Origin of the sequence: Limnohabitans sp. MMS-10A-178, assembly GCF_003063375.1 — a bacterium.
Lineage (GTDB): Bacteria > Pseudomonadota > Gammaproteobacteria > Burkholderiales > Burkholderiaceae_C > Limnohabitans_A.
The window spans coordinates 1,480,858-1,493,143 of sequence record NZ_NERY01000001.1 but is presented as its reverse complement, the minus strand read 5'-3'; the positions used below and the strand labels follow the sequence as shown (position 1 = coordinate 1,493,143).

At 51.8% G+C, this 12,286-nt stretch carries 13 protein-coding genes and 1 tRNA gene; 6 read left to right on the top strand and 8 right to left on the bottom strand.

Annotation, left to right across the window (positions count from 1 at the left end; all coding sequences use genetic code 11):
* Window positions 1-10: 10 nt before the first annotated feature.
* Window positions 11-823, top strand: coding sequence for a DUF6671 family protein (locus B9Z32_RS07395; RefSeq protein WP_108420605.1), 813 nt, complete (start codon window positions 11-13; stop codon window positions 821-823).
* A gap of 49 nt (window positions 824-872) precedes the next feature.
* Here the strand turns inward: B9Z32_RS07395 and B9Z32_RS07390 are convergent, their stop codons facing one another.
* Window positions 873-2,636: a cation:proton antiporter gene (locus B9Z32_RS07390; protein WP_108420604.1), complete on the bottom strand. Its 1,764-nt coding sequence runs from the start codon at window positions 2,634-2,636 to the stop codon at window positions 873-875.
* An 89-nt stretch (window positions 2,637-2,725) separates the two neighbouring features.
* On the opposite strand from B9Z32_RS07390, the gene B9Z32_RS07385 reads away from it, so the two are divergent.
* The 3 genes from B9Z32_RS07385 to B9Z32_RS07375 all read left to right on the top strand — a co-directional run bounded on the left by B9Z32_RS07385 (window position 2,726) and on the right by B9Z32_RS07375 (window position 3,647).
* The gene (locus B9Z32_RS07385; protein WP_146179469.1) at window positions 2,726-2,911 is read left to right on the top strand and encodes a hypothetical protein; all 186 of its coding nucleotides are present in this window, start codon (window positions 2,726-2,728) and stop codon (window positions 2,909-2,911) included.
* Window positions 2,912-2,971: 60 nt separating this feature from the next.
* Window positions 2,972-3,056, top strand: a tRNA-Leu gene (locus B9Z32_RS07380).
* A 66-nt stretch (window positions 3,057-3,122) separates the two neighbouring features.
* Window positions 3,123-3,647, top strand: a complete 525-nt coding sequence (locus tag B9Z32_RS07375) for a hypothetical protein (RefSeq protein ID WP_158268188.1) — start codon at window positions 3,123-3,125, stop codon at window positions 3,645-3,647.
* A gap of 10 nt (window positions 3,648-3,657) precedes the next feature.
* Here the strand turns inward: B9Z32_RS07375 and B9Z32_RS07370 are convergent, their stop codons facing one another.
* Window positions 3,658-4,611 (bottom strand): SDR family oxidoreductase, encoded by a 954-nt coding sequence (locus B9Z32_RS07370; RefSeq protein ID WP_108420601.1) that lies wholly within the window; start codon window positions 4,609-4,611, stop codon window positions 3,658-3,660.
* Between the two features lie 45 nt (window positions 4,612-4,656).
* Here B9Z32_RS07370 and B9Z32_RS07365 point away from each other — a divergent pair, with 45 nt between their 5' ends.
* Together B9Z32_RS07365 and B9Z32_RS07360 are read left to right on the top strand one after the other, a co-directional pair.
* Window positions 4,657-5,703, top strand: a complete 1,047-nt coding sequence (locus B9Z32_RS07365) for a CDP-6-deoxy-delta-3,4-glucoseen reductase (RefSeq protein ID WP_108420600.1) — start codon at window positions 4,657-4,659, stop codon at window positions 5,701-5,703.
* Window positions 5,703-6,698 carry a tripartite tricarboxylate transporter substrate binding protein gene (locus B9Z32_RS07360; protein ID WP_108420599.1) on the top strand — a complete coding sequence of 332 codons (996 nt, stop codon included), beginning with the start codon at window positions 5,703-5,705 and terminating at the stop codon, window positions 6,696-6,698. The genes B9Z32_RS07365 and B9Z32_RS07360 overlap by 1 nt, the downstream gene beginning before the upstream one ends.
* A 49-nt stretch (window positions 6,699-6,747) precedes the next feature.
* On the opposite strand, the gene B9Z32_RS07355 is transcribed toward B9Z32_RS07360, so the two are convergent.
* The 6 genes from B9Z32_RS07355 to lolA are packed head-to-tail and all read right to left on the bottom strand — an operon-like array spanning window position 6,748 to window position 12,281.
* Window positions 6,748-7,464, bottom strand: a complete 717-nt coding sequence (locus B9Z32_RS07355) for an ABC transporter ATP-binding protein (RefSeq protein WP_108420598.1) — start codon at window positions 7,462-7,464, stop codon at window positions 6,748-6,750.
* Between the two features lies 1 nt (window position 7,465).
* Window positions 7,466-8,254 (bottom strand): ABC transporter ATP-binding protein, encoded by a 789-nt coding sequence (locus tag B9Z32_RS07350; protein ID WP_108420597.1) that lies wholly within the window; start codon window positions 8,252-8,254, stop codon window positions 7,466-7,468.
* Window position 8,255: 1 nt separating this feature from the next.
* Window positions 8,256-9,341 (bottom strand): ABC transporter ATP-binding protein, encoded by a 1,086-nt coding sequence (locus tag B9Z32_RS07345; RefSeq protein ID WP_108420596.1) that lies wholly within the window; start codon window positions 9,339-9,341, stop codon window positions 8,256-8,258.
* Between the two features lie 19 nt (window positions 9,342-9,360).
* Window positions 9,361-10,290 carry a branched-chain amino acid ABC transporter permease gene (locus tag B9Z32_RS07340; RefSeq protein WP_108420595.1) on the bottom strand — a complete coding sequence of 310 codons (930 nt, stop codon included), beginning with the start codon at window positions 10,288-10,290 and terminating at the stop codon, window positions 9,361-9,363.
* 9 nt (window positions 10,291-10,299) lie between these two features.
* Window positions 10,300-11,604 (bottom strand): replication-associated recombination protein A, encoded by a 1,305-nt coding sequence (locus B9Z32_RS07335; protein ID WP_108420594.1) that lies wholly within the window; start codon window positions 11,602-11,604, stop codon window positions 10,300-10,302.
* Window positions 11,601-12,281, bottom strand: coding sequence for an outer membrane lipoprotein chaperone LolA (gene lolA, locus B9Z32_RS07330; RefSeq protein WP_108420593.1), 681 nt, complete (start codon window positions 12,279-12,281; stop codon window positions 11,601-11,603). The genes B9Z32_RS07335 and lolA overlap by 4 nt, the downstream gene beginning before the upstream one ends.
* Window positions 12,282-12,286: the final 5 nt, after the last annotated feature.

Sequence of the window (12,286 nt, the reverse complement as noted above, 5' to 3'; positions counted from 1 at the left end):
ATCCCGTTTCATGACCCATGAAATTGCCTTCTTAACCTGCCATCAAAAAGAGACTGTCGTCGCACCCATCTTGGAAAAACAAGGGTTTGCGATTCGAGTGGAAACGAGTTTTGACACCGACACTTTGGGCACATTCACGGGCGAAACCCCCAGAACCCTGACCCAAGTTCAGGCTGCCTTGAAAAAAGCGCAATTGGCCACAGAGCTCACATCGTGCAGGTTTGGACTTGGCAGTGAAGGCTCATTTGGACCGCACCCGCAGGTTTATTTATTGCCTTGGAACTTGGAAGTGTTGGCTTTGTGGGACCAGCTTGAACAACATGCTGTCTACGCCATCCTTGGCACCTCAGACACCAACTTTGCATCTGAAAAAGTCAGCTCTTTAGACAATGCAATGGCATTTGCTGCGAAGTCGAGTTTTCCAAGCCACGCACTCATACTCGGCACACCTGCAGACAGTTTTTTTGCCAAGGGCATTGGCAGCAGCGCTGAATTTCAAGAACGCGTTGAAGCCGCCCTCCGCATTTCTCCTTCTGTGTGGCTAGAGACTGACATGCGGGCGCACATGAACCCCAGCAGAATGCGGTCTATCCAAAATACCACTGAAAAGCTTTCAGCTTTGTTGCTGTCAAATTGCCCGCAATGTCATTTGCCAGGTTACGGGCTCACAGAAATGATCAAGGGTGCACCTTGTGAAATATGTGCTACGCCCACACGCATAGCTCGCGCTGAGAAATGGAATTGCTTGAAATGTGATTTCACAGAGTTGCATCCTCTGCATGAGGTAGCGCCAGCCAAAAATTGTGATTCATGCAATCCTTGAGCTTGGGTTTGAGAATGTTCAGGAGCATCAGCGAGATGCATGACAAACCTCAGTGTCTGTGGTCTGCTGATTTGTCTTCGACCTCATCGCCAGGATCGACCTCTCGCAACAACTCATAGCGCTGACTTCGCTGCACTTGAACCATGCGAATGACACGCTTCATGGGCACGCCCACCAATGCCAAAGCATGGGTGGCCAGCATCAAAGATCCCTCGATGGTTTCAGGCACCACCTCTGAAGCCCCTGCAGTTTGAAACTTGGCCAAGTCTTGGTCATCTTTGGTTCTGACCACCACAGGCACATGGGGGGCATGTTCCTTGGCCAAGGCCAATACTCTGAAGGCAGATGCGCTGTCTAAATAAGTCACCACCACAGCACTGGCTCTCTCCAAGCCGGCAGACATAAGGGACTCCAACCTGGCTGCATCGCCATAAGCAACTCGATCGCCTTGGGCCAGGGCACGATTGACACGATCTGGATCTAAATCTAAGGCGATGTAGGCCACCTGCTGTGTTTTAAAAAGCTTGGCCAGATTTTGACCACAGCGCCCGTAACCACAAATGATGATGTGCTTTTCAGTATTGATGCTTTTTTGCGCCAATTGAGTCATTTCAAGGGATTGCTCTAACCAATCACTGGATGACCATTTCATCACCCACTGGTTGGCCCGCATGATGATGAATGGCGTGGCAATCATTGAAAGCACCATACTGGCCAGAACCGGATTGAGCCAATCGGCAGGTATCAAGTTGTGTTGATTACCGAGCGTCAGTAAAACAAAACCAAACTCTCCTGCCTGAGCCAAATACAGACCTGTTCGCAGTGAAATACCCTCGCTTGCCCCCCCTAGCCTAGCGAGAGCAGCAACCAATACAAATTTGAAAACAATAGGTACGCTGACCAAGAACAATACAAAGCCCCAGCGATCCATAATGATTCGCCAGTCAAGCATCATGCCAATGGTGATGAAGAAGAGTCCCAACAAGACATCGTGAAAGGGCTTGATATCCAACTCAACGCGGTGTTTGAATTCTGTTTCAGAAATGAGCATGCCTGCAACAAAGGCCCCCAAGGCCAAGCTCAATCCAGCAATCTCAGTGAGCCATGCCAGTCCCAATGTGACCAACAACACATTCAATACAAACAATTCTTCGGTCTGCCTGCGTGCCACCAACAACAACCACCAACGCATCAATCGCTGGCCTCCCGTCAGAAGCAATGTGATGAGCACCGTAGCCTTGAGCACTGCCAAACCCAAGGCACTCATGAGTTGTTCAGGTGGCGCATTGAGGGCTGGGATCATGACCAAGAAAGGAACCACTGCCAAATCCTGAAACAACAAGACGCCTAAGACTCGTTTTCCATGTTCTGAATCTAGCTCCAAGCGATCGGCCATGAGTTTGATCACGATGGCCGTGCTACTCATAGACATAGCAGCAGCCAGTGTCAATGCGGTTTGCCAGCTCAAGCCCCAAAGTTTAGGGGCCATGATGCTGAGGAATAGGGAAAAGACAGTGACAATAATTACCGTCAAGGTCACTTGCCATAAACCCAAACCAAACACAAACCGCTGCATGGCCTTCAACTTGGGTAGATTGAATTCGAGGCCAATGACAAACATCAAAAAGACAACGCCAAACTCAGCAAGGTGGCGAACGCCCTCTGAGTTTTGGGCCAATGCCAAAGCGTTTGGGCCAATCACAACGCCCACTACCAGGTAACCCAGCATGGGCGGCAACTTGAGGAATCGGCAGCCCACTACCCCCAGCACAGCGGCCAGCAAGTAAAGCAGGGTTAATTCCAAGGAACTCATGCGTTGATCGTAGCCAAATTGATAAAACTTATGGGAAGATGGAGTATGGTCTAGCTTTCCACCAAAAAAAATCCAAAAAAGGAGTTGCCATGTTTCAAGTTGTGATTCAGTCAGCCCTTCGGCAAATGAAGTCCAAATTGCGACTCCCTGCACCACCTCAAGCAGGTGAAGGTGCGCCCGAACCATCCAAATCCAAGGACAAATCAAGCCTGATATTGATTTTGTTTTTAATTGGAACGATCTTGCTTTTAGCAGTGTTTGGCAACTTGGCTTGAGATGTGTTGGGTTTCAAAAAAGCCGAAAAAAATATGTCATAATCGCGTTCTTCGCAATCCGCCCGGGTGGTGAAATTGGTAGACGCAGGGGACTCAAAATCCCCCGCCGCAAGGCGTGCCGGTTCGATTCCGGCCTCGGGCACCATCGATTTGCAATTAATCGAATAAACTCTTTTGCGAAATGCACATAGTTTTGGTTTTGGCATTAGCTGTGTTGTACCTCGCAACACACATCCTTAATGGTTGGCTGTTTGACTTTGCCACCATCTCCGACAACATCTCGTTGATTTACCTGCCAGCATTCCTACGCCTGTTTAATTTGCTGGTTTTGGGCCCTGCATTCGGAACAGTGTCCACCATTTTGGGCGGCTTGCTGCTGTTGAGTCATTTCGACGACCCCTTGGAAGTGGGTTTGCTCAACATTGCCTGCTCAAGCGCGGGCCCCTTGATTGCATTGCTTTGTTTTAGGATTTACATGAAGCGACAGCCTGAAATCACATCACTGCGTGATTTGGCTAGCCTCACCATTCTGTATTGCGTTTCCAATTCTGTGATCCACCACTTTACTTGGGTTCTGATTGGAAAATCTGAGGCACTTGAGTTAACGACAGTCTTTTGGATGTTTTTAGGCGATTTGAATGGTGCCTTGCTAGGCGCTTATTTGATGAAAGCCAGCCTTGATTTTCTTGAGAAAAAAGGCGTTAACTTTTCAGGCCCTTCAAAGCCCAAAGGCTGAGGCCATCGGGTCACTTCAACACAGCGCACACCGATGGGCTAAGTTCATGCAAACCTTGTGAAATGGTGGGGTAATGCAATTGCACCCGCAGCTCTTTTTTGAGGCGATGGTTGCTTAAGCGTCTAGATTCACTCATGAAGCTCAGCAGCATCAGCGGCAATGATTCTTGGGCTTGGCTTCGGGGCACACGCGGAGGGCGTTTTAAGCCCATGATGTCTGCGGCCAAATCAAAATAGTCTCCCATTTTCATTTGACTGTCGTCGCTCACATGAAAAACTCGCTGCGGCTTGCCACGCCAAAGCGCTGCCACACAGGCTCTGCCCAGATCATCTGAATGGATGTGGTTGGTGTACACATCGTCTTCACTCAAAAGCACAGGGGTGCCCTTGATCAGTCTTTCACGGGGAGTGCCGTTGGGGCGATTGGGGGCATAGATGCCCGGAATTCGCAAAATAGTGCTGCGAACACCAGTTCGCCCCAGAAAGCGAATGGTGTTTTCGGCATCAACTCGGCGTACCGCTCTCGGAGTGTGCGGATGCACCGGCCTAGATTCTGAAACCCATTCCCCTTGGCAGTCGCCATACACACCGCTGGTAGAGCCATAAACCAGCGCTTGGGGCAATGTTCTCTTCTTAAGTCCCCGCACCAAATTCAAGGTGCGTGAGTCTGTCGACCACTCACCCACGCGGTCTGAGGGGGGCGGCGCCAAATGAAGCACTCGCGTAGCCCATCCCGACAAACGCTGCAACGAGCTTGCATCGTCCAAATTCCCCTGGACTGGGGTGATGCCTTGAGTCCTTAAACCGGCGGCCTTTTCTGGACTGGAAGTGAGTGCTACAACCCTGGTTCGCCCCACCAACTGTTTGGCCGCACGCTGTCCTACATCACCACATCCGATGATCAATACACGCTCTTTTCGAAAGCGGGAAGGCAAAGCGCCTAAAGGGGTTTGGTTTGAAGGCAAAATCGGGGTGTTGCGAAATTAAGACCCCCCTAGGATAACGAAAACATGAGCTTCCAAATTACCGTCGAGCCCAGTGGCCGCACATTTAATGCAGACAGCAGCGAAACTTTGTTGGCCGCAGGCATTCGCCAAGGCATTGGATTGCCCTATGGCTGCAAAGATGGCGCATGTGGTTCTTGCAAATGCAAAAAGATTTCAGGCACAGTGGTTCATGGCAACCATCAAGCCAAAGCCCTAAGTGCTGAAGAAGAGGCACAAGGCCTGATCTTGACCTGCTGCTCTACTGCGCAAAGTGATCTGGTGCTGGAATCACGACAAGTGACACAGGCCGGCAGCTTCCCCATTAAAAAAATGCCTGTTCGTGTTGTGAGTTTACAAAAGAAATCACACGATGTGATGTCGGTCGTCATGCAACTGCCCGCGACCGACGTGATGCAGTTTCATGCGGGGCAATATGTTGAGTTTTTGCTCCGCGATGGAGCCCGCCGCAGCTACAGCATGGCCAACGCGCCACACACGCTAGACCCAAGCGCGCCCAAAGTGGAATTGCACATTCGCCATATGCCGGGCGGCAAGTTCACCGATGTGGTGTTCAGCACCATGAAGGAAAAAGACATCTTGCGCATTGAAGGCCCTTACGGCAGTTTCTATTTGCGTGAAGACTCCCAAGCACCCATCATTTTGCTGGCATCCGGTACGGGCTTTGCGCCCATCAAAGCCATCATTGAGCACATGCAACACAAAGGCATCACCAGGCCCGCTACCTTGTATTGGGGTGGTCGTCGCCCAGCCGATTTGTACATGAGCGATTGGGTGGAAGCGCAAGTCAAGGCAATGCCCAATCTCAGCTATGTGCCCGTCGTATCGGATGCCTTGCCAGAGGACGCCTGGACTGGAAGAACTGGTTTTGTCCATCAGGCTGTGTTGCAAGATCACCCCCAACTCAGCAACTTTCAGGTGTATGCATGCGGCGCTCCCATTGTGGTCGACTCTGCACGTGCAGACTACGTGGGCAAAGCAGGCTTGCCCGATGAGGCTTTCTTTGCAGATTCTTTCACCACTGAAGCCGACAAGGCCAAGGAGTCCAACTGATGCGCAGCGTTTATTTTTTCACGAAGCGATCATGGTTGCATGCCGCTATCGCCGTACTAGCCTTGTCAAGCATCCATACTGCCCATGCACAGCCCTTAGACAAGCCCATTCGCTTGGTAGTGCCCTACGCACCTGGTGGCCCCATTGATGTCACGGCCCGGGCATTGGCAGAGCGCGTCAAAGACAGCTTGGGCGTTGTCATCATTGACAACAAACCTGGCGCCGGTGGCAACTTGGGTGTCGACTTGGTGGCCAAAGCCCCTGCCGATGGTTACACCATCGGCATTGCCGCTGTGGCCACGCATGCCATCAATCCTTGGCTCTTTAGCAAGATACCCTTTAATGCCGCTACAGATTTCGCACCCATCACTCAAATGGTGCGGGTGCCCAATGTGTTGGTCATGAATGCCGATACCGCACAGCGTTTGAAAATCAACACATTGAGCGACTTGATTGCCTATGGCAAAGCCAACCCAGGCAAGCTCAATATTGGATCGGGCGGCAATGGCAGCGCAGGCCATTTGGCCGCAGAAATTTTCAAGCGCGATGCAGGCATTTTTGCAGTGCACATTCCCTTCAATGGCGGCAATCCTGCACAGCTTGCTTTGTTGTCAGGCCAAGTCGATTTCAACTTCGACAACTTGGCCACAGCAGCACCCAATATCAAAGCGGGCAAGCTCAAAGCCTTGGCCGTGACCACAGCACAACGCGCCAGCGCTTTGCCAGACATTCCCGCCATGGCAGAAACACTCAAAGGCTTTGAGGTAGACACGTGGTGGGGGTTGGTGGCACCAGCCAATACCCCGCCTGCCATGGTCTCGCGTTTGCATCAGGCATTTTCAGCAGCATTGGCAGCCCCGGAAACCAAAGCCCGTTTTGGCATGCTCATGGCTGAGCCTGTCAGCAGCACGCCCGATCAGTTTGCTGCATTCATGAAACGGGAATTGACAAAGTATGAGCCCGTGGTGAAAGCCAGTGGAGCGAAGGTCGATTGATACTATTACTAGGCTGTTTGGGGTTGTTTAGCCTTGGTCCAGCCCAGCTTTATTCGCCCAAGTAAGCCGCTCTCACTTTAGGATTGTTCAACAACTCTTGGCCTGGCCCAGACATTGAAATAAGCCCCGACTCCATCACATAGCCTCGACTGGCCAAAGCCAAGGCTCGCGAGGCGTTTTGCTCCACCAGCAAAACGGTCACGCCCTGCGCAAAGACATCGCGTACCACTTCAAAAATTTTGTCCACCATGATGGGGGACAAACCCATGGAGGGCTCATCCAACAGCAAAACCCTAGGCCGACTCATGAGTGCGCGGCCCATGGCCAACATTTGTTGCTCGCCACCCGACATCGTGCCCGCCAATTGGTCTTTGCGTTCTCGCAATCTTGGAAAGGTGTGGAACACTTTTTCCATGTCGTCTTGAATAGCCGCTTTGTCATTGCGTATGTAGGCACCCATCAGCAAATTTTCAGTGATGGACATGCGCGTAAACACACCTCGACCTTCGGGCACCATGGCCAAGCCTTGCTTCACCAAATCCCAAGGGCCCTGACCCACAATGCTTTTGCCCAAATATTCAATGTCACCCGCATGAATTGGCAAGCTGCCTGTGATGGCTTTCATGGTGCTGGTTTTGCCTGCACCGTTAGAGCCAATGAGCGACACCAATTCACCTTCATGCACTTCAAAATCAATGCCCTTGACAGCCTGAATGCCGCCATAGGCCACTTGCAAACCTTTGACTTTCAACAATGTGGCCGCCATGTCAATGTCCTCCAGTGCCCAAATAGGCTTCAATCACTTTTTCATTTTTCTGGACATCTGCCGGTGTTCCCTCGGCAATTTGTTTGCCATAGTCGAGCACGGTGACGCGGTCGCACAAACCCATGACCAGCTTCACATCGTGCTCAATGAGCAAGATGGTGCGGTTATCTTTGCGGATCTGATCGATGAGCTCGCGCAATTGAATTTTTTCGGTAGCGTTCATGCCTGCTGCAGGCTCGTCAAGCGCAATGAGTTGGGGATCGGTGGCCAAAGCACGTGCAATTTCTAAGCGGCGCTGATCGCCGTAAGACAAGGTGCGCGCTCGGTAGTCGGCATATTTCCCAATGCCCACATAGTCCAACAATTCTTGGGCACGGTGCGTAATTTCGGCTTCCTCTTGCTTGAAATTGTCTGTTCTAAAAATAGCCCCCAACAAGCCCGATGAAGTGCGCACGTGGCGGCCCACCATGACGTTTTCAAGCGCGGTCATTTCGGCAAACAAGCGAATGTTTTGGAAGGTTCGCGCAATGCCAGCTTTGGCCACTTCGTGAACCGCTGTGGGTTGATACGGTTTGCCAGCCAATTCGAAGCTGCCGCTGTCGGGCGTGTAAAGGCCTGTGATCACATTGAAGAAGGTGGTTTTGCCTGCGCCGTTTGGCCCGATGAGACCATAGACTTGGCCACGCTCAATGATCATGCCCACATCAGACAAGGCTTGCAGGCCACCAAAGCGCTTGGAAATACCAGCGACTTTCAAAACCGGAACATGGCTTTGATGTTGTGTGCCCATGTCAGGCCCCCTCTTTGGCTTGAAGAGACTTGCCATGCTCACGCGATGGCCACAAACCGCGTGGCCGCATGAGCATGATCACAATCATGGCCAGTGCAATGAGCAATTGGCGCAAAATGGCGGCGTCAATGCGGCCATCGGTCATGGACTGCAAGGGGCCCGCCACATAACGCAAAATTTCGGGCAATGCAGACAAGAGCACAGCACCCAATACAACACCGGGCAAGTGCCCCAAACCTCCCAACACCACCATAGCCACAATCATGACTGACTCCATGAGGCTGAACGACTCTGGCGAAATAAAGCCTTGGAAGCCCGCAAACATGGCACCCGCAACACCGCCAAACGTAGCACCCATGCCAAAAGCCATGAGCTTCAAATTGCGCGTGTTCAGTCCCATGGCTTTGGCTGCTATTTCATCTTCCCGAATGGCCATCCATGCTCGGCCAATGCGAGAGACTTCAAGGCGATGGGAAATCAAAACAGTGACCAGCACCAAAAACAAAAAGAGATAGTAGTAAAGACTCACCGATGGAATTTCAAAGCCAAAAAATTCAATTTTTTTACCAAGATTGACGCCAAAGACATGGATGGGATCTATTTGGTTCAGTCCTTTAGGGCCGTTGGTGATGTTGACGGGTTGATCTAAGTTGTTCAAAAACACACGAATGATTTCGCCAAAACCCAAGGTGACAATGGCCAAGTAGTCGCCGCGCAATTTCAAAGTGGGCGCACCGAGCAGCATGCCAAACAAGCCCGCCAAAGCGGCGGCCAAAGGCACTATGACCCACAACGGCATGTGCAATCCGCCAGGGAACATGGCCGCGATGGCTGGAAACGTTTCAAACAAATGCGGCGATGCCAAAAGCCCATACATGTAGGCGCCCACAGCGAAGAACGCAACGTAACCCAAATCAAGCAAGCCCGCATAGCCCACCACGATGTTCAGGCCAATGGCCAATAAAACATACAGCAAAGCCATGTCTGCAATGCGCACCCATGCATTACCAAACTGCTGCAACACCAAAGGCAAGATGAGCAGGGCCACACCAATGGCCAGAGTTTTGTGATTTTTAGAGTAGATCATGGTGACGCATCCAGAGTGATCAAGCTCGATCGGCAATGCGCTCACCCATCAGGCCTGAAGGCCGCAGAGTGAGCACAATGATGAGCACAATGAAAGCAAAAATATCAGCATAGTGACTGCCTAAAACGCCACCTGTGAGGATCCCGATATAGCCAGAGCCAATGGACTCAATGAGGCCCAGCAAAATACCGCCCACTACCGCACCCGTTAAGTTGCCAATGCCGCCAAACACAGCCGCTGTAAACGCTTTCAAGCCAGGCAAGAAACCCATGCTGTGGTGCACTGTGCCGTAGTTGGAGGCAAACATAACGCCGGCAATGGCGGCCAAGATGGCCCCAATGATGAAGGTGGCTGAAATGACCATGTCGGGCTTCACACCCATCAAAGCAGCGACGCGAGGGTTCTCTGAGGTGGCCCGCATGGCACGCCCTAGTTTGGTGGTATTGACCAACCACATCAAGGCCGCCAAGGAAACAGCAGTGACCCCCAAAATCATAATTTGGGTGCTAGAAATAACGGCGCCTCCCACGTTGATGGGGGTTGTCGAGAGCAAGGTGGGAAATGGCTTGTAGTTTGGCTTCCAGATGATCATGGCCAAGGTTTGCAGCAAGATGCTCACGCCAATGGCCGTGATGAGAGGGGCCAACTTGGGGCTGTTGCGCAGGGGCCTGTAAGCAATCTTTTCAATTGCAAAATTGAGTGAAGCAGCCACGGTACTGGCAATGACCAAGGAGATGAGCAGCATCAACCAACCTGGCAGCCCAGGTGTGGCGTCTTGCATGAGCGCAATGATGGACCAACTGGTAAGCGCGGCCACCATGAGCACTTCACCATGGGCAAAGTTGATCAAATTGATAATGCCATACACCATGGTGTAACCCAAGGCGATCAGGGCATACATGCTGCCTTGGACCAAGCCGTTGATGACTTGTTGAAGAAAGACATCCATCACAAACTCCTATTTGTTGGCAGTTTTTGCTTGATTCAATGCTCGCAAGCTTGCCATTTTTTCTGCAATTTTGAGCTCTAAACCCCGATCGACGGGTCGGTAAAACCCGGGTGCCGGCATGCCTTCTGGCAAGTAATTTTCGCCCGCTGCAAAGCCGCCCTCCTCGTCATGGGCATAGCGATAGTCTTTGCCGTAATCCAAGTTCTTCATGAGTTGCGTCGGTGCATTGCGCAAGTGCATGGGCACAGGACGTGTACCCTCTTTCTTGATCAAGGCTTTGGCTTCTTTGAAAGCTTTGTAAACCGCATTGGATTTGGCGGCGACAGCCAAATAAATGACGCACTCTGCCAAAGCCAATTCACCTTCGGGACTTCCCAAGCGCTCATACACCTCAGCCGCATCCAGCGCCAAGCGCAGCGCGCGAGGATCGGCCAGGCCAATGTCTTCTGCAGCCATGCGAATGAGGCGTCTGGCCATGTAGCGAGGGTCTGCGCCGCCGTCCAACATGCGCGTGAACCAATACAACGCTGCGTCAGGGTCTGAGCCCCTCACAGATTTGTGCAGCGCACTGATGGAATCATAGAACTGCTCGCCGCCTTTGTCGTAGCGGCGCATGCGTTCACCCAGCACTTTCAACAACCAGGTGTCTGAAATCTTTTCGAGTTTTTCGCGTTGGGCGGCAACCGACAAGGTTTCAAGAGTATTGAGCAAGCGCCGGGCATCGCCATCTGCATAAGCAATGAGCCGTTGCTCGGCTTCGGCTTCCAATGGAGGCATGGCGCCAATGGCATGTGCACGTTGCACAATTTTTTTCAAGTCTTCTTCATTGAGTGCCTGTAAGACATACACAGCAGCTCTAGAAAGCAAGGCAGAGTTGACTTCAAAAGAGGGGTTTTCGGTGGTGGCGCCGATGAATGTGAACAAGCCACTTTCGACGTGCGGCAAAAATGCATCTTGTTGGCTTTTGTTGAAACGGTGAACCTCATCGACAAACACAATGGTTCTTTGGGGCTGCAAACCATTCAAAGCCACTTGCGCTTGTTCAACCGCTTCTCGAATGTCTTTCACGCCCCCCAGCACCGCACTGATACTGATGAATTGGGCGTCGAATGCATCGGCCATGAGCCGTGCGATGGTTGTTTTACCAACCCCTGGCGGGCCCCACAAAATACAACTGTGCGGCTGTCCCGATTCAAACGCCAACCTGAGCGCCAAGCCCTCACCAATGAGGTGTTGTTGGCCAATGACTTCGCCCAAGTGCCGGGGCCGCAACCGCTCTGCCAAGGGTTGCTGCAAATGAACACTGGCGTTCATGGCCGAATCACCTGCGCACCTGTCGGCACTTTGAATTGAAAAGTATCCGAAGTTAACTTCACGTTGACTTCAAATTTCTGAAAATTCAAGCGAGAGGTTTGGCCCAAGCCATCGACAATTTCCAAGGCCGACAAAACAGGGACGTTCTGGCTGGCCGCATTGGCGGCGGTAAGTCCGACGCGAAGCCATTGAACAGCACCGTCCGATTGCTTGGGCGTTGCCCGAACCCAATGCAAGCCTTCGGCGTCGGGGTCTGCCGCTAAATTGAACTCTGCCTGCAGGGCTTTCAAGTCGCCCGATGAAGCAATCAATGCAGCGGGAGTTTGCCCCAGCATTTGGCTTTGTTTGCGCACAGTGACTTGGTTCAAATCGGCGTCATAAAGCCACAGCGATTGACCATCTGCCACTATGGTTTGCACAAATGGTTTTTGATAAGCAAAGCGAAACTGCTGCGGTTTTTGAAACTCAAAAGTACCAGACGAAGTTTTGAGGCGTGGGGTTTGACCGGCTTTAGCGGGCGAGCTCACCACCTGCGTAAATTGGGCGCGACCACTGTTGGTGAGCAGCAAAAACTGTCTGAGAGACTCAATGGCATCTGCATTGGATTGTGCAAATGCGAGAGACGCATGGCCCAGCCATGCGACGCAGATACAAAGAATTTGAAACTTGAGTTTCATGTTGC